This window comes from Winogradskyella poriferorum (assembly GCF_050618035.1).
Lineage (GTDB): Bacteria > Bacteroidota > Bacteroidia > Flavobacteriales > Flavobacteriaceae > Winogradskyella > Winogradskyella poriferorum_A.
Genome location: NZ_JBODPY010000002.1, coordinates 252,032 through 278,921, shown reverse-complemented (window position 1 = coordinate 278,921; position 26,890 = coordinate 252,032). Strand labels below are relative to the sequence as shown.

21 protein-coding genes are annotated in these 26,890 nt (G+C 31.5%); 15 read left to right on the top strand and 6 right to left on the bottom strand.

What is annotated here, in order from left to right; all coding sequences use genetic code 11:
* Window positions 1-75 precede the first annotated feature (75 nt).
* The 11 genes from ACRHOC_RS06125 (at window position 76) to ACRHOC_RS06075 (ending at window position 15,674) form a co-directional block, all read left to right on the top strand.
* Window positions 76-1,206: an O-antigen ligase family protein gene (locus ACRHOC_RS06125; protein ID WP_431157704.1), complete on the top strand. Its 1,131-nt coding sequence runs from the start codon at window positions 76-78 to the stop codon at window positions 1,204-1,206.
* 290 nt (window positions 1,207-1,496) lie between these two features.
* A complete protein-coding gene (gene asnB / locus ACRHOC_RS06120; protein WP_431157703.1) occupies window positions 1,497-3,323 on the top strand; it encodes an asparagine synthase (glutamine-hydrolyzing) in 1,827 nt (608 codons plus the stop codon).
* On the top strand, window positions 3,310-4,398 hold the full coding sequence (locus ACRHOC_RS06115) for a glycosyltransferase (RefSeq protein ID WP_431157702.1): 1,089 nt from the start codon (window positions 3,310-3,312) through the stop codon (window positions 4,396-4,398). The genes asnB (ACRHOC_RS06120) and ACRHOC_RS06115 overlap by 14 nt, the downstream gene beginning before the upstream one ends.
* Window positions 4,395-5,549, top strand: a complete 1,155-nt coding sequence (locus ACRHOC_RS06110) for a glycosyltransferase (protein WP_431157701.1) — start codon at window positions 4,395-4,397, stop codon at window positions 5,547-5,549. Before ACRHOC_RS06115 ends, ACRHOC_RS06110 begins: the two co-directional genes overlap by 4 nt.
* 3 nt (window positions 5,550-5,552) lie before the next feature.
* Window positions 5,553-7,454 carry an asparagine synthase (glutamine-hydrolyzing) gene (asnB, locus tag ACRHOC_RS06105; RefSeq protein ID WP_431157700.1) on the top strand — a complete coding sequence of 634 codons (1,902 nt, stop codon included), beginning with the start codon at window positions 5,553-5,555 and terminating at the stop codon, window positions 7,452-7,454.
* 1 nt (window position 7,455) lies between these two features.
* A complete protein-coding gene (locus tag ACRHOC_RS06100) occupies window positions 7,456-8,604 on the top strand; it encodes a glycosyltransferase family 4 protein (RefSeq protein WP_431157699.1) in 1,149 nt (382 codons plus the stop codon).
* A 21-nt stretch (window positions 8,605-8,625) separates the two neighbouring features.
* Entirely contained in the window at window positions 8,626-9,246 is a 621-nt protein-coding gene (locus ACRHOC_RS06095) for a sugar transferase (RefSeq protein ID WP_431157698.1), read from the top strand.
* Between the two features lie 226 nt (window positions 9,247-9,472).
* Complete coding sequence (locus tag ACRHOC_RS06090; protein ID WP_431157697.1) at window positions 9,473-10,603, top strand: DegT/DnrJ/EryC1/StrS family aminotransferase; 1,131 nt, start codon at window positions 9,473-9,475, stop codon at window positions 10,601-10,603.
* Complete coding sequence (locus tag ACRHOC_RS06085) at window positions 10,593-12,500, top strand: polysaccharide biosynthesis protein (protein ID WP_431157696.1); 1,908 nt, start codon at window positions 10,593-10,595, stop codon at window positions 12,498-12,500. The genes ACRHOC_RS06090 and ACRHOC_RS06085 overlap by 11 nt, the downstream gene beginning before the upstream one ends.
* Before the next feature lie 10 nt (window positions 12,501-12,510).
* Complete coding sequence (locus tag ACRHOC_RS06080; protein WP_431157695.1) at window positions 12,511-13,296, top strand: polysaccharide biosynthesis/export family protein; 786 nt, start codon at window positions 12,511-12,513, stop codon at window positions 13,294-13,296.
* Window positions 13,297-13,316: 20 nt separating this feature from the next.
* Window positions 13,317-15,674 (top strand): GumC family protein, encoded by a 2,358-nt coding sequence (locus ACRHOC_RS06075; RefSeq protein WP_431157694.1) that lies wholly within the window; start codon window positions 13,317-13,319, stop codon window positions 15,672-15,674.
* Between the two features lie 15 nt (window positions 15,675-15,689).
* On the opposite strand, the gene ACRHOC_RS06070 is transcribed toward ACRHOC_RS06075, so the two are convergent.
* Window positions 15,690-16,862: a proline dehydrogenase family protein gene (locus ACRHOC_RS06070; RefSeq protein WP_431157693.1), complete on the bottom strand. Its 1,173-nt coding sequence runs from the start codon at window positions 16,860-16,862 to the stop codon at window positions 15,690-15,692.
* A 93-nt stretch (window positions 16,863-16,955) separates the two neighbouring features.
* Between ACRHOC_RS06070 and aroB the strand changes: the two genes are divergently transcribed.
* Window positions 16,956-18,035: a 3-dehydroquinate synthase gene (aroB, locus tag ACRHOC_RS06065; protein ID WP_431157692.1), complete on the top strand. Its 1,080-nt coding sequence runs from the start codon at window positions 16,956-16,958 to the stop codon at window positions 18,033-18,035.
* Here the strand turns inward: aroB and ACRHOC_RS06060 are convergent.
* The 3 genes from ACRHOC_RS06060 to ACRHOC_RS06050 form a co-directional block, all read right to left on the bottom strand.
* Window positions 18,032-18,547, bottom strand: a complete 516-nt coding sequence (locus tag ACRHOC_RS06060; RefSeq protein WP_431157691.1) for a DinB family protein — start codon at window positions 18,545-18,547, stop codon at window positions 18,032-18,034. The two genes, aroB and ACRHOC_RS06060, sit on opposite strands and share 4 nt — an antisense overlap.
* Before the next feature lie 68 nt (window positions 18,548-18,615).
* Window positions 18,616-19,095 (bottom strand): Lrp/AsnC family transcriptional regulator, encoded by a 480-nt coding sequence (locus tag ACRHOC_RS06055; protein ID WP_114301533.1) that lies wholly within the window; start codon window positions 19,093-19,095, stop codon window positions 18,616-18,618.
* A gap of 74 nt (window positions 19,096-19,169) precedes the next feature.
* Window positions 19,170-20,315 (bottom strand): M14 family metallopeptidase, encoded by a 1,146-nt coding sequence (locus tag ACRHOC_RS06050; RefSeq protein ID WP_431157690.1) that lies wholly within the window; start codon window positions 20,313-20,315, stop codon window positions 19,170-19,172.
* Window positions 20,316-20,615: 300 nt separating this feature from the next.
* Here ACRHOC_RS06050 and ACRHOC_RS06045 point away from each other — a divergent pair, with 300 nt between their 5' ends.
* Genes ACRHOC_RS06045 through ACRHOC_RS06035 form a run of 3 tightly spaced genes read left to right on the top strand, consistent with a single transcriptional unit; the run spans window position 20,616 to window position 22,195 of the window.
* Complete coding sequence (locus ACRHOC_RS06045) at window positions 20,616-20,981, top strand: helix-turn-helix domain-containing protein (RefSeq protein ID WP_431157689.1); 366 nt, start codon at window positions 20,616-20,618, stop codon at window positions 20,979-20,981.
* A gap of 36 nt (window positions 20,982-21,017) precedes the next feature.
* The gene (locus tag ACRHOC_RS06040; protein WP_431157688.1) at window positions 21,018-21,404 is read left to right on the top strand and encodes a hypothetical protein; all 387 of its coding nucleotides are present in this window, start codon (window positions 21,018-21,020) and stop codon (window positions 21,402-21,404) included.
* 2 nt (window positions 21,405-21,406) lie between these two features.
* A complete protein-coding gene (locus tag ACRHOC_RS06035) occupies window positions 21,407-22,195 on the top strand; it encodes a TerC family protein (RefSeq protein ID WP_431157687.1) in 789 nt (262 codons plus the stop codon).
* On the opposite strand, the gene ACRHOC_RS06030 is transcribed toward ACRHOC_RS06035, so the two are convergent.
* Together ACRHOC_RS06030 and ACRHOC_RS06025 are read right to left on the bottom strand one after the other, a co-directional pair.
* Window positions 22,192-24,870: a DNA gyrase/topoisomerase IV subunit A gene (locus tag ACRHOC_RS06030; RefSeq protein WP_431157686.1), complete on the bottom strand. Its 2,679-nt coding sequence runs from the start codon at window positions 24,868-24,870 to the stop codon at window positions 22,192-22,194. The genes ACRHOC_RS06035 and ACRHOC_RS06030 overlap by 4 nt on opposite strands.
* 30 nt (window positions 24,871-24,900) lie before the next feature.
* Window positions 24,901-26,754 (bottom strand): DNA topoisomerase IV subunit B, encoded by a 1,854-nt coding sequence (locus tag ACRHOC_RS06025; RefSeq protein ID WP_431157685.1) that lies wholly within the window; start codon window positions 26,752-26,754, stop codon window positions 24,901-24,903.
* Between the last annotated feature and the right edge of the window lie 136 nt (window positions 26,755-26,890).

Here is a 26,890-nt window from a genome sequence, read left to right as displayed (position 1 = left end):
TTGAAGTATCGCTTATTTGTAATTAACTTTTTTATTCTCTTTCCCTTCATTTCCACTACATTTAATATACAGGAAATGGTTACGCTTTTCATAAGTGATACATATGCTCAATTATTAGCTTACACTAACTTATTATTTAATCTTGCTGGTGCTGGTTTAATGTTGCAGATTATAGGAACCACCTCAAAAACAGCTAGACTTTGGTTTATTTTTTATACACTTTATTTTATTTTTTCGTTATCAGCTGGAATTATAAACCATAACCCCGGTAATTTAATGGTTGGTCTAATTCCAGTATTTTACACAATAGGATTTTATCAATATTTTAAATTAAAAGAGCATATTAATATTTTTGAGAATATCTTATTAATCTCACTTACTCTAGTATGTATTATAAATATTTATTGGTATACTATAAATTTTGATATTGTGCATGCTAGCATTCCCATATTTAAGGTGGACCGTGCACAAGGAGTTTATGGAGATGCGAATAATATGGCATTAGTATCATTATTAGGGTTTATTTTTGCTTATAAAATGTTCCCTTTTCAAACCTTTAGGCAGAAAATAATGAAAATAATTCTGCTTATTATTTTTTCTTACAGTTTGTTTATAACCTTTTCGAATACAGGGTTTATGGTTTTAATCATATCTCTTGTAATATTAAATATAAATTTTTTTACTGGTGTAAGATTACTTTTGCTTGGGATTATGCTACCAATGTTTTATGTCATACTTCTAAATTTAAATAATCTTACAGCAAATTTAAATTTAGTTGGACAACAGCGCGATAAGATTAACAATATTGTTAATATCCTCTCATTTAATTTTGATAAAGTTGATGCTTCAGGTAGAGACGAGTTAGCTTCAAATTTATATGACAAAATATCTCAAAAACCATTTTTTGGAAATGGCTTGGACTTCGCTGCGTCTCAAAGAGGTCATAATACCATATTAGGAGTTTGGGCTGACGCTGGAGTTTTTGTTTTCATATTTTTTATATTTCTTTTAGGAGTATATTATTTTAGAGCTTTAAAATCACCAATGAATACCAAACTTTTTATAATTCCAATGTTAATTTCACTAACCATTTTCATGTTAAGTCTTCAAACAATTATTAATCAACCTTATTTAATCGCTATATTTTTATATATAGCTTATAAAATAGATTTATATTCCTTAAATTCTTCTGACACAGTTGAATAAAATGTCACAAAAAGTTTGAATTTTATTTTTTACTATGCGGGCAAATATTAAATTAATCACATTTTCTTGTTGATAACAGTTTATTTTTACTTTTCATAGAATATTTTTGATAGACGATTTCTATTATAGCAAATTGCCAGTGATATGATATTAAATTTTATAATGTTTGCCTTATACAATTTTAAAGTATCAGTCCTCAAATTATCAAAAACTAAGTCTAGCAATTTAAGATGTGTTAAATTTTTCAACCATTTTTTTTAATTGCTTTATGAAAAAAAAAGACAACTACAATGTGTGGAATTTACGGAAGTACCATAAACTATAATAACGATCAAGTAAGTGATAAGTTAAAGCGTACACAGTTTCGAGGACCAGATCAATCTAATTTCAAATTTTATAATAACAATGACTCTGTAGTTATCTTAGGACATAATCGACTTTCAATTATCGATTTAGATGAACGTTCTAATCAACCGATGAATTATAAAAACATTGAAATTGTTTTTAATGGTGAGATTTATAATTTTCAACTACTTAAATCCAGATTAATTACACTTGGGTACAGCTTTAAAACAGAGAGCGATACCGAAGTATTATGTGCTTTATATTTAGAATATGGCGAATCTTGTGTTGACCACCTTAATGGAATGTTTGCGTTTGTAATCTTTGATAGATTGAACAATACGCTATTCGGGGCGAGAGACCGACTTGGACAAAAGCCGTTTTACTATTATCATAACGGTCAAGATTTTGAATTTTCGAGTCAGATATCTTCAATTCAATTACACAATAAAAGTCTATCAATTTCGAATAAAGCAATAGAATTATATCTTGGATGGGGTACAATTCCAGATCCTTACTCAATCTTCAATGAAATTAAAAAATTAAAGGCAGGGCATACCTTTAAATTTGATTTAAAAAAAGGGATCTTACAGATAAAAAAATATTGGGATATTGACAATTCAGGCACCTCTAAATTTCAAGGTAGTTTTCAAGACGCAAAGTCAAAACTAAGTACTTTGATTAATGATGCTGTTAACATTCGGATGTTTGCCGATGTTCCCGTTGGTGTTTTTTTATCTGGAGGAATTGATTCTTCATTGATCGCAGCAACTGCTGTAAAAACTCAAAACAAAAAAGTAAAAAGTTTTTCAGTAAAATTTAATGATAAGGGGTTCGACGAAAGCGTATATGCAGAAAAGGTGGCCAAAATTCTTAAAACAGACCATACAACAATTGAATGTAATTATAATGAAGGTTTGGAACTAATTGATAATTTCACGAAATATTATGACGAACCTTTTTCTGATTCATCTGCCATACCATCAATGCTATTAGCTAAGCATACAAGAAAACACGTAACTGTTGCCTTATCAGGTGATGCAGGTGATGAAAGCTTTTTAGGTTATCAACGTTATGATTGGATAAAAAAGGGAGATTCATTTATGAAATTACCTTTCTTTATAAGGAATCTATTATCCAAAATAGTTGCATTACATCCAAACTACAGATATAAAATTCTGTCAAAATTCATGACAGAGAAATCAATAAATCAAGCTTATTTAAACTCAATAACAAGTTCAAATTATAATGATTTCTCAGATATTGAAGAACTTTCCTATTTACTAAATAAAAATAAGAATCTACTAGAAAGAGTTTCCGACTTTGATTTAAAAACTTATTTAAATTGGGATATTAATACTAAGGTTGATCGGGCGACCATGGCCTTTTCACTCGAGGCAAGGTCACCACTAATGGACCACAGAATAATTGAATTTTCGCGTTCCTTACCTACTGAATTCAAGTACTTTAAAAACAATAAAAAGCGAATCTTAAAAGACATTCTTTATTCTGATTTACCTAAATCTATTTTTGACAGACCTAAGGCTGGGTTTACAATGCCATTCAAAGTTTGGTTCCGAAATGAATTAAAGGATTATGTGAAATCTGAATTGAATAAGGATTCTTTGAAAAACATTCCCCATATCGACGCCTCTGTAGTGAGTAAACAAATAGATGAACATTTAAATAATAAATGGAATCATGAAGGCATAATATGGAAATTATTAGTCTTAACTCAGTGGCTCAAAAGCAATAAAGGGTATGAAGTTAGATAAGAAAATAACTGTTGTTTTTGCTCTACCAAACCTACTTCCAGGTGGAGCTGAACGTGTAATGTCCTACATTGCTCAAAAAATAGATAGAGAAAGATTTGATACGACATTATTAGTAATAGGCCATGCCAAAGATGCTTCTTATGATATCTCTGGTATTAAAGTAGTTTATTTAGGCAAAGATAGTGTTAGCTCAGGAGCGATTTCATTTTATAAGTTTTTAAGAAAAACTAAACCTGATTTGGTTATAAGTGCGATTGGTCACCTCAATGCATTAACTGCCGTTTTTACATTAATTTTTAGAAAAATTAAATTTATAGCAAGAGAAGTTAATGTTCTAAGTGTATTATCAAGCTTAGATGAGAATTATGATAAGTCAATTAAAAGCAAGCTTGCAGATAAAAGATTTAACTTTTTCGATACAATTATATGTCAATCACAAGACATGCTCGATGATTTAAAGAATAATTATAAAATTAAAGATGACAGGTTAGTAGTTATAAATAATCCAATTACTGATGATTTTAAAGTCAAAAAGCGCCTAAATAAAAATAACCCTATTCAATTTATAACAGTTGCAAGATTTGATAAAGAAAAGGGGCATGACAGGATATTAGAAGCATTATCAATGGTTGATTTTGATTTTCATTATACAATTATTGGTAGGGGAAAACTACACAATGAAATATTTACAAAAATTGAAGCCTATAACTTGACAAAAAAGGTTACTCATATTCCATTCACCAAAAAAGTTGGAGAATTCTTGACTAATGCAGATCTATACTTACAAGGTTCATATACAGAGGGATTTCCTAATTCAATAATAGAAAGTTGTATGGTTGGCACTCCAGTTTTAGCCTATAATGCCCCAGGAGGTATAAACGAGATTTTAAATTCGAAGAAAAATGGAGTAATTGTTAATACTGTAGAAGAATTTAAAAATCAATTATATGATATAAATGAAAGATATGACTTTAATCCTATTGAAGTCAGCAAGACTGTAAGTAATAGATATAGCAGTGATATAATTGTAAAGAAATATGAAAATTTATTTCTTAGTCTAATCGATTCTAAATGAGAATAGCGGTTTTGATATATTCATTGGCTAGTGGTGGTGCTGAACGTGTTGTGTCCTATTTATCTCATTATTTTATTGAAAAAGATATTGAAATTCATTTAGTTTTAATGAATTCTACAATTAAGTATACAATCCCCAATGATCTAAAAATTCATTATTTGGAAAATTCTGATAGTAATGAGTCAGGAATCTTCAAAGCACTTAAAATTCCATTGCTCGCATTAAGATATTCAAAACTTTTATCGGATTTAGAAATCACTCATAGTTGTAGCTTTCTTACTAGACCAAATTTCATTAATATCTTGGCTAATAAAACAAGAAGATCAGGCATCAGGGTAATATGCAATGAAAGAGCTTTCCCTTCACTTCAATATAATTACTCAGGATTTCAATCAATCTTCAATAAATGGCTAATATCATTTCTATACAAAAAGTCTGATCTAGTTGTTGGTAATTCAAATGAAAATATTGAGGATCTAATTACAAATTTTAACGTCCCTCAAATAAAAACTTGCGTAATTCACAACCCTATTGACCTTAAAACTATCGAGAAGATCAAACCATTAGATAACTTTTTTGATAATCGCTATTTTAATATTATTACCATTGGACGATTAGACCAAGGAAAAAATCATGAAATGCTGATTAATTCTATACAGAATCTTTCTAATCAAAGTACGCGCCTTTATATTTTTGGTGAAGGTCCATTGCGAGGGTATCTTAAAAATCTCATAAAAGAGTTAGGTTTAGACGATCAAGTTTTTTTAATGGGTTATGAACCGAATCCATTTAAATATCTAAAGAGCGCTGATTTATTCATCTTTGGCTCAAATCATGAAGGATTTCCAAATGTATTATTAGAGGCTATGGCGTGTAATTTACCTGTTCTTACAACGAACTGTCAATCTGGACCAAAAGAAATTATGGAATTAAAAGAATCATTAAATGACCTTATGATAACAAATTATGGAATTTTAGTTCCTGTTAACAATCAATCCTTAATGACTAAAGGAATTAAATATTTTTTAAAAGACAATTCATTTTCAGAATCTTGTAAAACGAATGTTTATACAAGGGTCAAGGATTTTGAAAAATATAAAGTGTTAAAACGTTACGTAAAAGTAATAAATAATTTAGATCGTAATTATTGAAATATGTGTGGAATAAATGGCATAATATCTAAAAAAAGTACTGATAAAGTAAACATTAAAAGAAGACTGTCTAAAATGAATCAGCTAATTTTTCATAGAGGACCAGATGAGGATGGTTTTTATTATGACAATTCTGATAATCAAACTGTGGCTATGGCAATGCGTAGACTGTCTATTATTGACCTAAGTACAGGAAAACAACCAATGCAGAGTGAAGATGGCAATATCAGTATTGTCTTTAATGGTGAAATTTATAATTATAAAACAATAAAAGAAAAACTAGAATCTCAAGGTACTATTTTCAAAACTACTAGTGACACTGAAGTAATTTTAAAAGCCTACGAAAAATATGGTGTGTCCTCATTCAAAGAATTAGATGGCATGTTTGCCTTTAGTATTCATGATAAGAAAAAAAATATTGCATACATTACAAGAGATTTTTTTGGCGAAAAACCTTTGTACTACACTAAAACTGATACTGAGTTTATTTGGGCATCAGAATTAAAATCTATAATTTCTTCCTTAAACCATAAACCTCAAATATCTAAAGAAGGGTTGAACCTGTACTTTAGGTTGACTTATATACCTGCGCCACATACGATATATGAAGGCATTCAAAAACTAGAAAGCAATAGCTTTATAGAATATGATCTCAATGAAAATGATTTTCAAATTCATAGTATTGAACCTTTTAGCCCAATTGAAAAGAAAGAAATTTCGTTTGAAGATGCAAAAAAAGAAGTCTATGACTCCATAATGTCAAGTGTGGAAAGCAGATCAGTCGCTGATGTTTCTTTAGGTACATTTTTATCCGGTGGTGTTGATTCATCAATTGTTACTTATTGCCTTTCAGAAATTTCAGATTCAAAAATAGAAACCTTTTCTATTGGATTTGAAAAAAAGGAATATAATGAAACCGATAAATCACAGATTGTTGCCAAACTTGTTAACAGCAATCATCACGAATTCGTAGTTAAAGAAAGTGATTTTAAAAATGGAGTTGATGATATTTTATTAAATTTTGATGAGCCATTTGCAGACTCATCAGCATTGCCAACCTACCTCGTTTCTAAACACGCTAGCGATTATGTGAAAGTAGCATTAACAGGTGATGGTGGTGACGAAGTTTTTGGAGGCTATAACAAATACTATATGGGTAAGCTAAACAATAGATATACAACCTTTGTTCCTCAAGGCATACACAATCAAATATTAAAACTTTCTAATAGTATTTTAAAAACAAAAGATGATAACAGAGGAAAGCGTTTTAAACTCAATAGGCTTTTAAAAGCAATAAATTATGATGGTAGTCAATATTGGAATATAATATCTCTTGCCTTCACTGACGATGAAAAACGAAACTTACTTAAAGAAACAAATTTGATCTATGACACATTCAAATCTTCCAAAAAACGTATAAATCAACAACATCCAAAATCCATTACAGATTTCAGACTGGTCGATAAAGATATTAGCTTAGAAGGTGATATGCTGGTTAAAGTCGATCGTGCAAGTATGCTTACTTCCTTAGAATGCCGAGCCCCATTTTTGAACAAATCTATATGGGATTTGACCAATTCATTACCAGAGGAATATCTTCTTAAAGGATGGAATAAAAAGTATATTCTAAAAGAAGCATTTGCAGATAAATTTGCCCCTAATTTTTTGAATAAATCAAAACGTGGATTTGGAGTACCTGTTGGTGATTGGTTAAGAGGAAGTCTTAATCCAGAACTTCAATCATTTATTGATCCTAGTTTTTTAAAATCTCAGGATATATTTAATGTAGATTACATTACACAACTAGTAAAAGAGCATATTTCTGGGGCAAATGATAATAGTATGCGCGTATGGTGCTATTATATTTTTCAAAAATGGTATTTAAACACGTACTCAATTTTATAATATGAAGAAAATCATAAGAATAACAACTGTCTCAAGTTCACTAAAAGGACTTTTAAAAGGCCAACTCTCCTTTATGAGCTCGTATTATAATATGATTGGTATTGCTAGTGATGAGGATCAGCATTTATCTGCATACCAAAAAAGAGAAGGGGTACGTACAATGGAGGTTTCAATGACTCGCAAAATCACTCCAATAAAAGACCTGATAGGAGTTTATAATTTGTATAAAATATTTAAGAAGGAAAAACCTTTTATAGTACATACCCATACTCCAAAAGCAGGAACTTTGGGAATGTTTGCAGCAAAACTTGCTGGGGTCAAACATAGACTTCACACAATTGCAGGGCTACCACTAGTTGAAGTTACGGGAGCAAAACGTATTCTACTCAATGTTGTGGAAAAATTCACCTATGGTTGTTCTACAATGATTCTACCTAACTCCTTTGGAATGAGAGAAATAATAATAAAAGAAAGATTTTGTTCCGAGGCTAAACTGAAAGTTTTAGGAAATGGTAGCTCAAACGGAGTTGATATTGAACATTTTAATCCTGAAAATATTAATAAACATGACGTTGATAAACTAAGAATTAAATATGAAATTAACCAAGACGATATCATTTTATTATTTGTAGGAAGAATTGTAAAGGATAAAGGCATAAAAGAATTGGTTGATGCCTTTGACAGCGTTAATAAACTTAATAAAAAGATTAAATTAATTCTAGTAGGTCCTAAAGAAGATCATTTAGATCCATTGGACAAACAAACAAATCATCTAATTAATACAAGAGAGAATATTATTGCTGTTGGTGCAACAGACGATGTAAGACCTTATTATAGTCTTTGTGATATTTTTGTTTTCCCTAGTTATAGAGAAGGGTTTCCTAATGTTGTATTGGAAGCTGGAAGTATGGGCAAAGCTTGCATCGTAAGTAATATAAATGGATGTAACGAAATTATTATACCAGAATATAACGGATTAATTGTTCCCAAGAAAAATAGCGAAAAATTAAAAGAAGCCATACAAACGCTTATTCTTGATATTAGTTTAATTAAAACTATGTCCAAAAACGCTAGAAAAAACGTCATAGAAAAATATCAAAGAAAAGTTGTTTGGAACGAAATTTTAAAATTATACAACTCATTGGATTAATGAAGACTAAAATTTACTCAGATGAAAATTTACAGAATATTTATTAAAAGATTTATTGACTTATTATTTGCACTTACTGGAATTATAATACTATCTCCTCTTCTAGTAATCCTTATAATACTTTTATCATATTATAATCAAGGAAAACCATTTTTTTATCAAGAACGAACGGGCAAAAATGCAAGAATTTTTACAATTGTTAAACTTAAAACGATGAATGATAAAAAGGATTCAAATGGAAATTTGTTACCTGATGAGAAACGAATTACACCTGTTGGAAATTTATGTAGAAAACTATCGTTAGATGAACTACCACAGTTATTTAACATTTTAAAAGGGGAAATGAGCTTAATAGGCCCACGTCCTTTACTTCCAAAATATGTGCCTCGATATAATTCCGAACAAATTAAGCGTCTAAATGTTGTTCCAGGAATAACAGGTTGGGCACAGGTAAATGGACGAAATACAATTAGTTGGGATCAAAAATTTAAGTATGATGTTTTTTATGTTAAAAACCAATCCTTTACTTTGGATGTGAAAATATTTTTTATGACAATTTCCAACGTACTCAATCGCAAGGATATAAATACTGAAAATGGTGGAGCGATGCCTGAATTTATGGGCTCGAATGAAGTATTATAAAACTTATATTTATTGTATGTCAATTACTTTTATCGTATAAATTAATTTTAACTGAATTTCTTGTATATTTTTTTTATATAACGTTTAAAATTAACCTTTTATCGTATTAATTTAGATTGGCCTTTAGATTTATAATAATGCACTTATATTAGCGCTAAGCTATTTATTAGGTCCCAAACACCTTTATTTATAACTTATCTAAGTTTATAGCTTCAAATTATAACCTATGAATACTAAAATATGGTTGTCTTCACCACACATGAGTGGTAAAGAACAAAAATATATAAAAGAGGCCTTTGATACTAATTGGGTAGCGCCTCTTGGACCTAACGTAAATGGTTTTGAAGAAGACTTACAAAATTATTTGGGTAATAATTCTTGTGTTGCAGCTTTAGCGTCAGGCACCTCTGCTTTACATTTAGGTTTAATTTTACTGGGCGTTTCTAAAGGAGATGAAGTCATATGTCAAAGTAAAACATTTTCTGCTTCTGCTAATCCTATCTTATATCAAGGCGCTGTGCCAATTTTTGTTGATAGTGAACGTGACACTTGGAATCTTTGTCCCGAACAACTTGAAATAGCCATAAAGCATAGGCTTTCACTTGGAAAAAAACCAAAAGCTATTATTGCTGTTCATTTATATGGAATGCCATACAAAGTTGATGATATTATTTCCATTTCCAAAAAATATGACATACCAATATTGGAGGACAGTGCAGAATCGCTTGGAAGCACTTACAAAGGTGTAAAGTGTGGAACTTTTGGTGATATATCTATATTATCTTTTAATGGTAACAAAATAATTACAACTTCCGGTGGTGGTGCCTTGGTGGCAAAAACTAAAGAAATTAAAGATGAGGCGGTATTTTTATCGACACAAGCAAGAGATAATGCTCCTCATTATGAGCATAGTAAAATAGGATATAATTATAGAATGTCTAATATAGTGGCCGGAATTGGTAGAGGCCAAATGACAATTCTAAATTCACATGTATCCAAACGAAGGCATAATTTTGATTTTTATAAGAATTCTTTTTGCGACATCAATCCCATTCAATTTTTAAACGAGCCTAAAGGCATGTTTTCCAATCGTTGGTTAACAACAATTTTATTACCTTCATACAAGATTAGAGAAGCATTAAGAGAGTTTCTTTTAACAGATAATATAGAGTCGAGACCTCTTTGGAAACCCATGCATTTACAACCTGTATTTAAAGATGCACCAAAATATTTAAATGGAATTTCAGAAAATTTATTTGAAAGAGGCTTATGTCTCCCTAGTGGCTCAAATTTAACTAAATCGGATTTAGCTCGTGTAGTAAATAAAGTAAAGGAATATTTTCAAAATGTTAGATAATATTTTAAATAGAATATCTAAAAAGTATGCATCAAAATGGTTAGTGCTATTATTTGATGTAATTGTAGTCATCTCTACATTTTTCTTGGCTTATTTAATACGGTTCAATTTTAAATTAGATTTTAGTTTAAAGGATTTTTTAGAACAAATACCGTACATCGCATTTGTTGCTATTGTAAGCTTTGTTTCTGTCGGGTCTTATAAAGGTGTTGTTCGTTTTACTGGTTTTAAGGATATCGTTAATATTATAATTGGTGCCAATATTTTAGCAACTATATTGATAATTGCAACATTTATTAGCCGAAAAATAAGTGTTATTGACAGTATTTTTAATATTTCTGGCTCGGTTATTTACATTCATCTTCTGTTAAATATTCTTTTCCTTATTGGTTCAAAATTATTTATTAAATCTGCTTATAACTATATAAACCAAGATTTAAAGACTATTTCTAATGTGTTAATTTTTGGAGCAGGAAATTCTGGCATGCTTACCTATGACGCTATTGTTAACGACACAAAGAACTCTATGCAAGTAGTTGGTTTTATTGATGATGATGAAAGAAAGATAGGGAAGAAAATCAATCTAATAAAAGTCTTCCGCCTTAGTGAAATTGACAGTAGATATATTGAAAACAATAATGTAAAAGACGTAATAATTTCAATTCAGAATATTGACCCAACGAGATTATTGCAAATAACCAGTAACTTATTCGCGTTAGGACTAAAGGTAAAAATTGTTCCTCCTGTTCAAAATTGGATTGATGGTGATTTAAGTGTAGGCCAAATAAAGGAAGTAAAAATCGAAGATTTACTTGGAAGAGATCCTATACATATAAAAAATCCAGATCTCGAATATCAATATGATAATAAAGTAATATTAATAACTGGAGCTGCTGGATCAATTGGAAGTGAAATCTCCAGAAAAATTAGTCTTTATAATTATAAAAAACTCATATTAGTTGATAATGCTGAATCAGCTTTATATGATATTCAACAAGAATTTAGGCAAGAAGGATTTAAAAATATTGAAGCAATTGTTGCTGATGTAAGAAATAAAACAAGAATTGATCAAATTTTTAATTTATTTAAGCCTAAAGTTGTCTTCCATGCTGCAGCATATAAACATGTCCCATTAATGGAGCACAACCCTTATGAAGCTGTTACGGTTAATATTGGAGGAACTAAAAATGTTGCTGATATTGCGGTAAAACATAGTATTGATAAATTTGTTCTGATTTCCACTGATAAAGCTGTTAATCCTACAAACGTAATGGGTGCGACAAAAAGAATTGCAGAACTCTATGTATCTTGCCTAAAGGGAAAAGGTAACACCAAATTTATTACCACCCGGTTTGGAAATGTTTTAGGATCTAATGGTTCAGTAATTCCTCTATTTAAAAAGCAAATTGAAAAAGGAGGACCTTTAACTGTAACGCATAAAGAAATCACGAGATATTTTATGACAATACCCGAAGCTTGCCAATTGGTCTTAGAAGCCGCAGCAATGGGTAATGGTGGTGAAATATTTGTTTTCGATATGGGTGATCCAATCAAAATTTATAATTTGGCTAAAAATATGATTGTACTTTCTGGATTAAGATATCCTGAAGACATAAATATTAAAATTACTGGTCTGAGACCAGGGGAAAAAATTTATGAAGAATTATTAGCTGATGGTGAAAATACTAAAAAAACATATCACGAAAAGATTATGATTGCCAAATCTAGAAAGGTTAACATCAATGAAGTTGAAAATAAAATATCTAAATTAACTCAAATTAATTCACTCACTCAACCACTTGAGATTGTCTCAGTTATTAAATCCCTTATTCCTGAATACAAGTCCAATAATTCAACATTTGAAGTTTTAGATGATAAAAACTCAAGAGCTAATTAATCAAATCAATATGAAAAAAAATAATTTAATAATAATTGCAATAGTATCTTTAATTATATCATCTTGTGCATCAAGGAAAAATTTAGTGTATTTTCAAGATGAACCAATTGAGGCCGGTGTATTGGTTTCTGAACCTGAACAGTTAGTTTATAAGCCAGACGACATTTTAACAATCAACGTCTCTGCATTAGATCCTGAGACAGTCCGTCCTTTCAATTTACCTGTGATAGCTAACAATGCAGGTGCAGGTTTAAATGCACAGGCAAACTTACAAGTTCAATCCTATTTGGTTGATTACAACGGTAATATCTTGTTTCCAGTATTAGGCCTCATAAAAGTGTCTGGGCTAACGAGAACAGAATTGACATCATTGCTTACCGAAAGAATAAGTGATTATGCAAATGATCCGATTGTGAATATTAGATTAGCAAATTTTACTATAACTATAATAGGCGAGGTATCAAATCCTGGTACATTTACAATTCAGGATGAACGTATAACTTTGCTTGAAGCCCTAGGAATGGCTAATGACTTAACTATTTATGGAGAACGAAAAAACGTACTGATAATTAGAGAAATTGATGGAAAGAAAAGATTTGCCAATGTAGATTTAACCTCTATAAAAACTGTAAATTCACCAGTTTATTATTTGCAACAAAATGATGTGATTTATGTTGAACCTAATAAAGCTCGGATAAGATCATCTACATATAACCAAAATAACAATGTACTGATTTCGGCAATTGGTACATTAACTACAATAGTAGCAATATTTTTGGCAAACTCTAATAATTAGATAATTTTTAGAATTAGAGCATGAAAAATAATAACGAATTAAATGACATCTTAGATGTGGTTTTGTCTAATTGGAAGTTATTAACAATTTCGGTTGTAATGGCTTTGGTCTGCGGATACACCTATTTGAGGTATGCGGATTACGAATATTTTGCCACTGCTACAATTAAAATAAAAGATGAAAAACAATCACAAAAATTACCATCTATTCGTGAAATAGCAAAAGAAGGCTTATTCTCTGATGGCACAAATAAGATTAAAGATCAAATTGAATTAATAAAGTCTAGAAATTTACTGAAACAAGTTGTTGAAGACTTGAATCTTAATGTTTCAATCATAACGCAAGGTAATGTTAAGGAAAGTGAGCTTTACAAAAAGCCACCTTTAAGTTTAAGTTTCTTTGAATCAGATTCGATTGTCCATAGCATTGATACTACATTATATATTAGGATAAAATCTCCTACGGAATATTTAATTTTTAAAGAAGACGTAAAGAAATTTACAGATAGAGATATTAATCAAGCAAAGTTAAAATCCTTTGGTGAAAAACTTGAGACTGGTTTTGGTGGTATAATTATAACTCCAAATAATAAAATAGCTCAGACATATATTAATCAAAACTTCAAAATTATTCTTAGGAATTCAAATAGTATTGTTAGCAGCTTACAAGAGAAGCTTAAATTTGTCACCGAGGAAGGATCGAGTATAGTTAAACTAGAATTAAATTTAAAAAATTCTTATAAAGCAGTTGATATATTAAATACTCTAATCGGAGCATACAATGAAGATGCACTAAATGATAAAAATAAAGTTATAAAAGTAACTTCAGATTTTATTAATAAAAGATTAGAAAGAGTTTCAGAGGAGTTGGAGCAAGTTGATTTTACGGCTGAAAAATTGCAAAAACAAAACAAACTGACAGGCCTTGGGGCACAGACAAATTTAAATTTAAAGGCAGAAAAAGAATTACAATCAGAGATTTCCAACACCTCCAATAAAATTCAAATGATATCCTTTTTGGAGGAAGAAATTGATGCGACTGACAAAGTAAATGAATTATTACCTACCGAAATTGGATTGAGAGATGCAAATATTAACTTATTGACTAAAAGTTTTAATCAACTAGTTGTACAGAGAGATAAGTTATTAGAAAACTCTACTGAACAAAATCCAGTTGTTGTTAATCTTAACAATCAAATTAAAGCCTTAAAATCTAATTTAAAGTCTTCATTGAACGCGATGAAAGAAACTTCCCAATTAACCTTAACAAATTTGGGAAAAGAAGAAAATAGAATACGCAGTCAAATATATCGCGCCCCTACCCAAGCAAGACAATTTAGAAATATAGAACGACAACAAGGAATTAAAGAATCTCTTTATTTATTCTTATTAGAAAAAAGAGAAGAGTCAACTATTCAGCTTGGAATGTATTCTCCTGTTGCTAAAATTGTTGATAAAGCCTATTCTTCTCATTTACCCGTGTCTCCAAATCCCTTAATGACCTATATAGCCTCTTTTCTTGCTGGATTAGGTTTACCTATTCTATTACTATATACAATGAGTCTATTAGATACAAAGTTATATACCAAAAAAGATTTAATCGAAAATCTTAATGATATACCGTTTATTGGTGATATACCAAAAACGGCAAAAAAGGAAAAGCTAATCAGACAAATTGATTACTCACCAAAAGCAGAAGCGTTTCGAATCGTAAGATCTAATCTCGATTTTATGCTTAAAAATGTTAAAAATCGAGGGAAAAAGATATTTATTACATCGACTAAAGCACAAGAGGGAAAATCCCATACCAGCACGAATTTGTCAAATTCAATTTCTTTTTCAGAGAAAAAAGTGCTTTTAATAGAAATGGATATACGAGTACCCAAAATAATTGACTATTTGGGTATTAAATTGGAATCAAACAAAGGACTATCTGACTATATAGCCGATCTTTCCTTAAAACCAACAGAAGTTATTCATAATCATCCAGAAAACAAGTATCTTGATATTTTACCTTCAGGTTCTATTCCACCAAACCCGTCAGAGTTATTAATGAGTGATCGAGTAGATGAAATATTCGCTTTTGCAGAAAAGAATTATGATTATATAATTGTAGATACCTCGGCTGTTGGTTTGGTAAGCGATACCTTGCTTATCTCAGATCACGCGGATATGTTTATATACGTCGTTAGTGCTAATGGTGTGGATAGAAGACAACTTATTCATGTCGCTCAACCACTCTATGATGATAAGAGGTTACCAAACATGACATTGTTACTTAATGGTGTCAAATCAGGTAAGAAAGGTTACGGCTATGGTTATGGTTATGGCAACAATCCTAACAAGAAGAAAAAATGGTATCAGTTTTCGAAGTCATAGTCTAAAGTTTAAACTTTAGAGCTTCCTACGCTTCCTTTCAGTCTTAATTAATTCTAATTCTCTATTGGTTTGACCCGCAACAGATGTATTTTCTTCTGCTCGTCTAATTAGGTAAGGCATAACATCTTTAACCGGACCGAAAGGAATATATTTAGCAACGTTATAGCCCTCAGAAGCTAGATTATAACTGATATGGTCACTCATGCCATATAATTGACCAAACCATACATTATTGTCATTTTTTTTAATAGTATACTTTTCCATCAATTCCATCGCTAAATAGCTACTATCTTCATTGTGGGTGCCGATAAATACTGCAATATCACTGAGATTACTCAAGATATAGCCCAAAGTGTTATTAAAATTTTCATCTGTAACAGATTTATCTTTACAAATCGGAGATTGATAGCCCTTTTCCTCTGCCCGAACCCTTTCTTTTTCCATATAGGCACCGCGTACTATTTTCATACCAATTTTAAAACCTTCTTTCTTTGCCCTTTGGTGTAACGATTTTAAATAGTCGAGTCTATCCCAACGGTAACATTGTAAGGTGTTAAAAACTATTGGTTTCTCAGTATTATACGAACGCATAAGCTCTTCAACTAACTCATCGGCTGCGTCTTGCATCCAGCTTTCTTCAGCATCTATAAGAATTTCTACATCCTTATCTTTTCCAAGTTTGCATACCATATGGAATCGCTCCTTCACCCTATTCCATTCCTGTTCTTCCGCTTCCGTTAGGGCCTTACCCTCTCCTATTTTTTGATATAAGTGAAATCTACCAAATCCTGTGGGTTTAAATACAGCGATTGGCATTTCTTCTTTTTTGTCAGCAAACTCAATAAGCTCTAAAGTTTTATTCAATGCCTTGTCAAACTGTTGCTCCTCCTCTTTTCCTTCCACCGAGAAATCCAATACACTAGAAACACCTTTACCATATAATTTTTGCACTACATCTAAGCAATCATCTTCATTCACTCCACCACAAAAATGATCAAAAACGGTAGACCTAATTAATCCTTCTACTGGCAGGTTTGCCTTTAAAGCAAAATTTGTCGCGGCAGTTCCTATACGAACTAGTGGTTGGGACGATATCATCTTAAACAAAAAATAGGCACGCTCCAATTCAGAATCTGATTTTAAATTGAATGCAATCCTTGTATTATTGAATAAATTACGGTCGATCATAACTGAAGATAATTTAAATGCAAATATATTTATAATAGCACATTTTTTTTCCAAAATCTAAGTATTTTCACAGTTCGAAATGTAGCTTCTAAAATGAAATCTATTCAAACGAAAAACTCGGTTGTTCATTTTAATTCACAGGTCTATCTTGAATTAAATAAGCATATTAAAGCATCAAATCCTTCTATGATTTTTGTGCTTGTTGATACCAATACACATGAGTTTTGTCTTCCAAAATTTTTGTCATTGCTAGAATCTAACGATATCGTAGTTGAAGTCATGGAAATGCCTGAAGGTGAAGATCATAAAACCATAGATATTTGCATGGGTGTATGGGAAGCTATGTCTGAGTACGGAGCAGATCGTAAAAGCCTTTTAATAAATTTAGGAGGTGGTGTTGTTACGGATTTAGGAGGTTTTGTTGCAAGTACGTATATGAGAGGAATTGATTATATAAATGTACCTACATCATTGTTAGCCATGGTAGATGCTTCTGTTGGTGGAAAGACTGGTGTTGATCTAGGAGCTCTTAAGAATCAAGTTGGTGTGATAAGTGAAGGTAGTATGGTATTAGTAGATACTTCCTATCTCGAAACATTACCACCAAACCATGTGATTTCTGGTTTTGCCGAAATGCTCAAACACGGTTTAATAGGGGATAAAGCTTATTGGGAAGAACTTAAATCCATTGATAAAATTGATGACTCTAATATCGATAATCTGGTTTACAGATCTGTAGAAATTAAAAATGAAGTAGTTTCTGAAGATCCTACGGAGAAAGGGCTACGTAAAGTTTTGAACTTTGGACACACGCTTGGTCATGCTATAGAAAGTTATTTTCTGGAGAATGGAGATAAAACACCGCTTTTACATGGTGAAGCCATTGCAATAGGTATGATATTAGAAGCTTATATTTCTTCAGTTCAAAATAGTCTTTCTAAGGATGAATTAGACAATATAACAAGGTGCTTTATAAAGTATTTTGAAAAAGTCGAAATTAATGATATTGATCAAGATATTATTATAAAACTTCTACGACACGATAAGAAAAACAGTCACGGAAAGGTGAAGTTTGTACTATTAGATGCCATTGGTAGCCCTAGAATTGATTGTGAAGTTAGTAAAGACCTAATTCTTGCGGCTTTTTCTTATTATAATAATTTAAGTATTTAAAGATATTTTTGCTTTATGACACGGTTATGGTGATTTTCATGACCTGTTAGAATATAACCAATTGCCCTAACTGAAATTGGTGAATTACTTGCTACACCAACCCTTTTAAGCTCTTCTGCATTTAAGCTTTCAAAAAGTGATATTGAAGCGTTGCGTACTGATTCATATTCACCTAATAGACTTTCCATTGATCTAACTGAAGTAATTGCATTGTCTATATAGTCATCCTGCTCAAAACCTGCTAATGGTGTTTTGTCATTCCTTGCTATTCTCAAGGCACGATAGGCAAAAATACGTTCGGTATCAATAATGTGAAGTAGTACTTGTTTTATTGTCCACTTCCCTTCTGCATAGGCGTAATTATGTTTTTCTTCTGGAATGTCAGAATAAAATGATAAGTTTCTTTCTAGATTTTCTTTTAGACCTTTAACTATATCTATGTCACAGGCGTTATTTATATATTGGGTATAATAAGGATTATACTCGGTATTGCTTATTTGGTCTGAAATCATTTTAATTAAAAATTAAAAAAAGCCCTTAATTATTATTAAGAGCTTTATATATTAGAAAAAAATACTTTTTACAGTTCGTTAAAGATAGTGTGCATTAATCGTTTTTTGTCATTAATACTCTCTTCTAAAGAAATCATAGTTTCAGTTCTATAAACACCGTCGATATCATCTAACATAAAGATAATCTCTTTAGCATGCATCGTATCCTTTGCTCTTATCTTACAAAAAATATTGAATTTACCAGTTGTAATGTGTGCAACAGTTACATATGGTATACTTTCAATGCGCTCTAGCACAAATTTTGTCTGAGACGTATTTTGTAAAAACACACCAACATAGGCAATAAAGGAATAACCCAACTTTTTGTAATCTAAGGTTAAGGATGAACCTTTTATAATTCCAGCCTCCTCCATTTTCTTAACTCTGACATGCACAGTTCCGGCTGAGATTAATAATTTTTTGGCAATATCAGTAAAGGGAATCCTGGTATTGTCAATGAGCATATCTAATATTTGGTGGTCAATTTCGTCTAATTTAAACTTCGCCATAATTTCAATTTCTTTAAAGTATATGCAAAAATAAAGTATTTTTATTGGCAAATACGCATTATTATTGAAATATTTTATGGTTTTAGTGCTATTTTCTCATTATTTAACAGAACGAAATCGATTTCGTTAGTAACTTTCAGTACTGATCCTGATGAAGATTTTACCACTTTTCTGCCTGCTTCAATTTCGACATGACCATAAAAGGAACTTAAGTTTGCAATGGCTTTTATTCGAGGAATAAATTCAATTTTTTCATCAATCAATACTTCATCATATTGAATTGCAATATCAACACTGTGTTTATCATTTGAATTAATCAAAGCATTTCGGATGATAATATCATAGAAGGATTTTGAATTATTTAGAATGTTATTATATGTAGAATAATCGCAAGACTTATTATTAAATTTTGAAATTGATGTCAACGCCTTTAACATTGCCACAAGAATGTATTTTCGTACCTCTTCCCGATTATAATCGCCATTAATATGACCAGCTTCGAACAAAATAGTTGGAATACCTTTACTTTGAAAGGTATCACCAACACAGTTAATATTAAACGCATCATCATATCGGCCAATATGTCCAATCAAATATTCATTTAAAGTAGAATACATATCGGCAACGATAGTCATCGCAATTTTCCTATTGTTAGTAATAGACCTCTCCTCATCCTGAGCAGGTGCTAAAAAAGAGATAGATGATGATTTCCCAGATTCTCCAACACCAAATATTGTCCGTTGTCCATGTAAGTTAAAACAGAAGTGAGGATTAAAAGCCTCAAAAATTGTATTGAGCACGCGACTTTCAGGTTGTGATAAATCTTGTGCATCACGATTTAAGTCAATTTTATTTGCATTTAAACGTGTGTAGTTATAAGCACCATCGGGATTAAGAATTGGTATAATATACAACGTACACTTTTCTAAAATAAAATCAGAAAACTCTTTATCATATTTCAATACTTTAAAAAAGTCAAATATAGATTTAGTAGTAGTCGATTCATTGCCGTGCATCTGCGACCACATTAATACACGATTTTTCCCCTGACCTAATTGAATTCCATAAATTGGTCTTTCCTCAACAGATCGTCCAATTACCTCATAATTAAATTCAAGATCTTTGAGACAAGATTCAATAGACTGGTTAGTGATATATCGTCCGTGCAATCTTGCTTCCTTAATTTTTGAATAATTATTTATTAAATCTTTAATGTTCATTTCATTGTTTTAAGTCACAAAAATAAACCATAAAAATTTCACATTTGTAAACCTGACTACATACTTTTTTTGTATTTTTTTACAATATGCAACACGGTTTTTAAATATTAGATTTAAAAAATTAAAAATTATGCAAACAAAATCAATTTTATATTATATAATATTGTATTTCAGTTGTTTAAATTAATATATATAATCTAATTATTTAAATATAAATTCTGTATTTTATAAAAAATTACAATTGTATTGCATCTAATGTTTACATTTGTAACGTATATTTAAATAAACAGTTTGTTTACAATGGTAAACGTTTCAGAATTTTCTCAAAGACTTCAAAAAGTCATAGATTTTCATGATGAATCAGCTTCTAGTTTTGCTGAAAAAATTGGAGTACAGCGCTCGAGCATTTCACATGTATTATCGGGAAGAAATAAGCCGAGCTTAGATTTTGTAATGAAGGTTCTTAATGCATATCCCAATGTAGAACTCTATTGGTTGTTAAACGGTAAAGGAACTTTTCCAATTGAAAAGACCTCTCCTATTAGTACACAACAAAACTCTCAGATTCATAATGAACATACCTCAAACATGGTTAATACAGAAAAGGCAATTGAGAAAATTGTTATTTTCTACGAAGATGGTTCATTTAAGAGCTACAAGCCTTAATCATACTTGTTCTATTTGTATTTTTGTAAATAAACAATGAAGCGTACTCTAATTTTTCTTTTTCCGCTATTAATGACTAGTTGTTACAATGTAACAAGAAGTTGTAATGATTATAAAACCGGAACCTTTGAGTTTACCTATAACTTAAATGGCCAGGAAAAAACTGGTCGATTTAAAAGAACAGAGGCTTTGAATATCGATTATTATGATGGTAAAATAGATACATCCTCAGTGAGATGGATTAATGATTGTGAATTTGTATTGAAAAAGTTAAATCCAAAATCTAATATTGAAAAGGATGCTATTCATATGAAAATCTTGTCCACTACAGACAGCTCCTATACTTTTGAATATAAATTAGCGATTAAAAAACCAAACCGCCCGCTTGTTGTTGAAAAAGGAATAGCTTACAAAATAGACTAAAAATGTTAGAATTCTTAATGACATACGATGCTATAATGGCATTAATAACACTAACGTTTTTAGAAATCGTGTTAGGAATTGATAATATCGTATTTATCTCAATTGCTGCTAACAAATTACCTCAAGAACAACGAGCTAAGGCTACAAATATAGGATTGGTACTGGCAATGGTACAAAGAATAATTTTGCTCTTTTTTGTATCCTTTCTTATTGGTTTAAGCGAACCATTTTACACCCTTGAAAATAGCTGGCTAACAATTGCTTTTAGTTGGCAAGCAGTTATCTTATTTACTGGAGGCTTATTTTTAATTTACAAGAGCACTTCAGAAATAAGAGAAAAAGTGGAAGTGCCATCACATGATGAGGACGGATTAAAATCAAAGGTAATTAACTCTTTATCACAGGCCTTAACCCAAATTCTAATTATAGATTTTATTTTTTCAGTTGATTCAATACTTACAGCTGTTGGAATGACTAATGGTTTACACCCAAACAATAACTATACACTAGTTTTAATGATCATAGCCGTTGTAATATCGATAGTTGTTATGATCGGATTTGCCAACCCAATTAGAAAATTTATAGATCGCCATCCAAGTATGCAGATTCTTGGTTTAGCATTTTTAATACTTATTGGATTTATGCTAATAACAGAAGCAGCACATCTATCGAATACACAGTTCTTTGGAAAAACCGTTGGTGCAATACCTAAGGGTTATCTATATTTTGCGATTGCTTTCTCCCTGTTTGTGGAGTTTCTCAACTATAGAACCAAAAAACTTAACAACTAAAACAAACTCGCCTGACCAGTATCATCTACTTCAGGATCCTCCGTATTGGCATCCTTTGTATTTTGTTGCGTTTGCTGTTCTTGAGCTTCGTTTTTATTTTCCGGTTCTACCGTCACCTCATCAACGACTTCTAAGTCATCAGCATGAACTTCTTGCGGAGCTTCATATGGCAAAGGCTCTAGTAGATTAATTTGATTAATTTTTTCCTTGGTAAGTTGATTACCCAAAGCACTTATACCCTTGATTGCAATAAATTCTTCTAAATTAACCTCCATATTTGGCTTTCTGTCTTTCCCACGAACTTTAGTAAATTCTACATCTGCCATTGGACGCCAATCTGTCGAAACAATCTCGAGTTGTGAATTTTGATGATCTGAAATAAATGACTCTTCTCTACCCTCATTTTCTATTAAAAAACGCTTCACGTAATAGCGCTCCTTATCACCATCATAATAGATTGCAGAAATAGGCTTTTTAGGAATCCACTTTTCAAGAACAATCATATCATTATCAAAATGAGTTGTTAACTCTGGTATTATAGTTTTTACAATACCAGATTGGGTAATTATTAATAATCGATCTTCACCTCTAAACTCACCAATTAGTTCGCCTCTACCATCAACATTGAGTCGTTGTACGGTATCATCAAACCATATCTTACGCGGTTTTAAAGTAGAAACACCTTTTTCCTTTAGCTCTATACGTTTTATAGAGTATTTCGTTACGAGGTTACCTTTAGATGCACGACCTTTTATTAAAATTTCAGCAAAATCGAGATCCCACTTCAACTTTTTAATACTTCCAACTTGTCTTAACATCACAGTTACAACTTCTGCTTCACCATTAGGATTAGCTGAGAAATACCAAATGACAGAATTTTTATTTCCGTTAGTTAAGTCATATTCTCGGTCTCTAGTAATACTGGTAACCGCAAAGCGCTTAACATAAGATGGACCTCCTTTACCATCCCTATAGATCATATTGTAAATGGTACGCTTATCCTTTTTCTTAAATACAGCAACATGAATAATATTTTTACCAACAAAAGTTTTACTATCAACTTTGGTAACCATCATTTTACCTTCTTTGGTAAAAACTATGATATCATCAATATCACTACAGTCACAAACATATTCGTCACGTCTTAAGGATGTTCCTACAAAACCTTCTTCTCTATTTACATAAAGCTTAGTATTCCGAATAACTACTTTTGTAGCATCAACATCATCAAAAACTTTAATTTCTGTTTTACGCTCTTTACCTTCACCATAATCCTTTTTCAATCGCTCAAAATAAGCAATGGAATAATCAATAAGATTGGCTAGGTTATGTTTTACCTCAGCAATCTGATCTTCTAAAGCATCAATCTTTTGTTGCGCTTTATCAATATCAAATTTTGAAATACGTTTTATTCGAATCTCAGTTAAACGGACAATATCTTCTTCTGTTACCGCTCTTTTTAAATGTTTAATATGAGGTTTTAAACCATTGTCAATAGCTTTAATAACGCCTTCCCATGTTTCCTCTTCTTCAATATCGCGATATATTCTATTTTCTATGAAGATACGCTCAAGAGAAGCAAAATGCCATTGCTCTTCAAATTCACCAAGCTTTATTTCCAGTTCTTGTTTTAAAAGCTGAACCGTATTATCGGTTGATCGACGTAACATCTCAGATACGCCAACAAAGAATGGTTTATTATCTTCAATAACACAACCCAATGGTGAAATTGATGTCTCGCAATTCGTAAATGCGTATAAGGCATCTATAGTCTTATCAGGTGAAAGACCAGACGGCAAATGAATAAGGATTTCTACCTCTGCAGCCGTATTATCTTCAATACGCTTAATTTTAATTTTACCCTTATCGTTAGCCTTTAAAATAGAATCAATTAAAGATGACGTCGTCGTTCCAAAAGGAATTTCGGTAATGACCAGAGTATTTTTGCTTAATTGTGAAATTTTAGCCCTTACTCTAACCTTACCACCACGCATGCCATCATTATAATTTGAAAAGTCTGCAATCCCAGCCGTAGGAAAATCAGGAACAAGTGTAAATCGCTTACCCTTGAGGTGTTTTACTGAAGCGTCAATTAATTCAATAAAATTATGTGGTAATATTTTGGTCGACAAACCAACAGCAATCCCTTCACCACCTTGAGCCAATAAGAGAGGAAACATAACGGGAAGATTAATTGGTTCCTTCCGTCTGCCGTCATAAGAGGCTTGCCACTCTGTAATCTTAGGATTATAGACTACATCTAACGCGAATTTAGAAAGTCGTGCCTCGATGTATCTCGAAGCTGCAGCTCTATCACCAGTTAATATATTTCCCCAGTTACCTTGGGTATCGATTAGTAGATCCTTCTGCCCAATCTGAACCATTGCATCTGCAATACTTGCATCTCCATGAGGATGATACTGCATCGTATGACCGACAATATTGGCCACCTTATTATAGCGACCGTCATCAAGGTCTTTCATAGAATGCATAATACGACGCTGTACAGGCTTAAAACCATCTTCAATGGCAGGTACAGCGCGCTCTAAGATCACATAAGAGGCATAATCAAGAAACCAGTCCTTATACATACCAGTGACTCTAGTAATGGTTTCTTGGGGCTCTTGATTTTGTTCGTTATTCGTATTTTCTAAGTCTTGGCTTTCTTCTGACATAAGTCTTACAACACAACTTTATTAGTTCGATTAGTCTTCAACTACATCTAATTCAACTTTAAGATTCTCGATGATAAATTCTTGTCTTGAAGGGGTGTTTTTTCCCATATAGAAGGATAATAATTCCTCTATAGACATGTCTTTATCTAACATCACAGGGTCTAAGCGAATATCTTCCCCAATGAAGTGCTTAAACTCGTCTGGAGAGATTTCACCTAATCCTTTAAATCTTGTTATTTCTGGTTTTGGTTTTAGTTTATCAATTGCATTTTTTCGTTCCTCTTCACTATAACAGTAAATAGTCTCCTTTTTATTACGCACCCTAAACAATGGTGTTTGTAGGATATAAAGATGACCTTCCTTTATGACCTCCGGGAAAAACTGTAAAAAGAATGTAATAAGGAGTAATCTGATGTGCATCCCATCAACATCGGCATCTGTAGCAATGACGATATTATTATACCTAAGATCTTCTATAGATTCTTCAATATTTAATGCTGCTTGAAGCAAATTGAATTCTTCATTCTCATAAACAATCTTTTTACTTAATCCATAAGAGTTTAATGGCTTTCCTTTTAAGCTAAATACGGCTTGTGTATTTACATCACGAGATTTTGTAATACTACCAGAAGCCGAATCACCCTCAGTTATAAAAAGTGTGGTTTCAAGATTACGCTCATTCTTAGTATCACCAAAATGTACACGACAGTCTCTTAGTTTTTTATTATGCAAACTGGCTTTTTTTGCGCGCTCCTTTGCTAATTTTCTAATGCCTGAGAGCTCTTTACGCTCGCGTTCTGCTTGTAAAATCTTTCTTTGGATTTTCTCTGCAGTATCTGGATTTTTATGAAGATAATTGTCTAAATAACGTTTTACAAAATCATTGATATAAGTTCTTACTGTAGGCAAATCACCACCCATATCTGTAGAACCCAATTTTGTTTTTGTCTGACTCTCAAATACTGGTTCCATCACCTTTATGGCAATAGCAGCTACTACGGACTTACGAATATCTGAAGCGTCATAATTTTTACCATAGTATTCTCTAATCGTCTTTACAATCGCCTCTCTAAAGGCAGATAGGTGTGTCCCTCCTTGTGTAGTATTTTGACCATTTACAAACGAATGGTATTCCTCGCTATATTGGGTTTTACTATGAGTTATAGCTACTTCTATATCATCACCACGCAGATGAACAATTGGATACAGTAAATCTGACTCTGAAATATTCTCTGATAATAAATCTTTAAGTCCATTTTCAGAGAAAAACTTTTCACCATTAAAAACTATTGTAAGACCTGGATTGAGGTAAACATAGTTTTTAAGCATCTTAACCACATACTCATTTCTAAATTTATAATTCTTAAAAATAGAGTTGTCTGGCACAAACGTGACTTTAGTACCCTTTCGACGAGAGGTCTCTTCCAACATTTCTTTATTGGTAAGTTCACCCAACGCAAATTCAGCTGAAGCCGATTTATTATCTCGAGTTGATTCTACTCTAAAATAGGTAGAAAGCGCATTTACGGCTTTAGTACCAACACCGTTAAGACCAACTGATTTCTTAAAGGCTTTGGTATCGTACTTACCACCTGTGTTCATTTTAGAAACTACATCTACAACTTTTCCAAGCGGTATACCTCGTCCATAGTCTCTAACGGTAACACGTTCGCCTTGAATGGAAATTTCAATAGTCTTACCTGCACCCATCACAAACTCATCAATAGAGTTGTCTAAAACCTCCTTGATTAAAATATAGATTCCATCATCAGGTGATGAACCATCACCTAATTTTCCGATATACATACCAGGACGCATTCTGATATGTTCTTTCCAATCGAGTGAACGTATATTTTCTTCAGTATAGTTAGACTGTGCTGACATAAAGTTTAGGACAAAAAATTTTTAGATAGAACGCTAATATAAGACTATAGCCTATAAAATGAAATATGGTTTTACTAAAGTAATTAACAATTAAAAGGCCAATGTTGTTGAGAACATTGGCCATTTAGTTTTAATA

Bases quoted from the DNA above. Each gene is read 5' to 3' on its own strand.
- ACRHOC_RS06125 (WP_431157704.1), top strand. From the start codon at position 76: ATGGTTACGCTTTTCATAAGTGATACATATGCTCAATTATTAGCTTAC.
- asnB (WP_431157703.1), top strand. From the start codon at position 1,497: ATGTGTGGAATTTACGGAAGTACCATAAACTATAATAACGATCAAGTA.
- ACRHOC_RS06115 (WP_431157702.1), top strand. From the start codon at position 3,310: ATGAAGTTAGATAAGAAAATAACTGTTGTTTTTGCTCTACCAAACCTA.
- ACRHOC_RS06110 (WP_431157701.1), top strand. From the start codon at position 4,395: ATGAGAATAGCGGTTTTGATATATTCATTGGCTAGTGGTGGTGCTGAA.
- asnB (WP_431157700.1), top strand. From the start codon at position 5,553: ATGTGTGGAATAAATGGCATAATATCTAAAAAAAGTACTGATAAAGTA.
- ACRHOC_RS06100 (WP_431157699.1), top strand. From the start codon at position 7,456: ATGAAGAAAATCATAAGAATAACAACTGTCTCAAGTTCACTAAAAGGA.
- ACRHOC_RS06095 (WP_431157698.1), top strand. From the start codon at position 8,626: ATGAAAATTTACAGAATATTTATTAAAAGATTTATTGACTTATTATTT.
- ACRHOC_RS06090 (WP_431157697.1), top strand. From the start codon at position 9,473: ATGAATACTAAAATATGGTTGTCTTCACCACACATGAGTGGTAAAGAA.
- ACRHOC_RS06085 (WP_431157696.1), top strand. From the start codon at position 10,593: ATGTTAGATAATATTTTAAATAGAATATCTAAAAAGTATGCATCAAAA.
- ACRHOC_RS06080 (WP_431157695.1), top strand. From the start codon at position 12,511: ATGAAAAAAAATAATTTAATAATAATTGCAATAGTATCTTTAATTATA.
- ACRHOC_RS06075 (WP_431157694.1), top strand. From the start codon at position 13,317: ATGAAAAATAATAACGAATTAAATGACATCTTAGATGTGGTTTTGTCT.
- ACRHOC_RS06070 (WP_431157693.1), bottom strand. From the start codon at position 16,862: ATGATCGACCGTAATTTATTCAATAATACAAGGATTGCATTCAATTTA.
- aroB (WP_431157692.1), top strand. From the start codon at position 16,956: ATGAAATCTATTCAAACGAAAAACTCGGTTGTTCATTTTAATTCACAG.
- ACRHOC_RS06060 (WP_431157691.1), bottom strand. From the start codon at position 18,547: ATGATTTCAGACCAAATAAGCAATACCGAGTATAATCCTTATTATACC.
- ACRHOC_RS06055 (WP_114301533.1), bottom strand. From the start codon at position 19,095: ATGGCGAAGTTTAAATTAGACGAAATTGACCACCAAATATTAGATATG.
- ACRHOC_RS06050 (WP_431157690.1), bottom strand. From the start codon at position 20,315: ATGAACATTAAAGATTTAATAAATAATTATTCAAAAATTAAGGAAGCA.
- ACRHOC_RS06045 (WP_431157689.1), top strand. From the start codon at position 20,616: ATGGTAAACGTTTCAGAATTTTCTCAAAGACTTCAAAAAGTCATAGAT.
- ACRHOC_RS06040 (WP_431157688.1), top strand. From the start codon at position 21,018: ATGAAGCGTACTCTAATTTTTCTTTTTCCGCTATTAATGACTAGTTGT.
- ACRHOC_RS06035 (WP_431157687.1), top strand. From the start codon at position 21,407: ATGTTAGAATTCTTAATGACATACGATGCTATAATGGCATTAATAACA.
- ACRHOC_RS06030 (WP_431157686.1), bottom strand. From the start codon at position 24,870: ATGTCAGAAGAAAGCCAAGACTTAGAAAATACGAATAACGAACAAAAT.
- ACRHOC_RS06025 (WP_431157685.1), bottom strand. From the start codon at position 26,754: ATGTCAGCACAGTCTAACTATACTGAAGAAAATATACGTTCACTCGAT.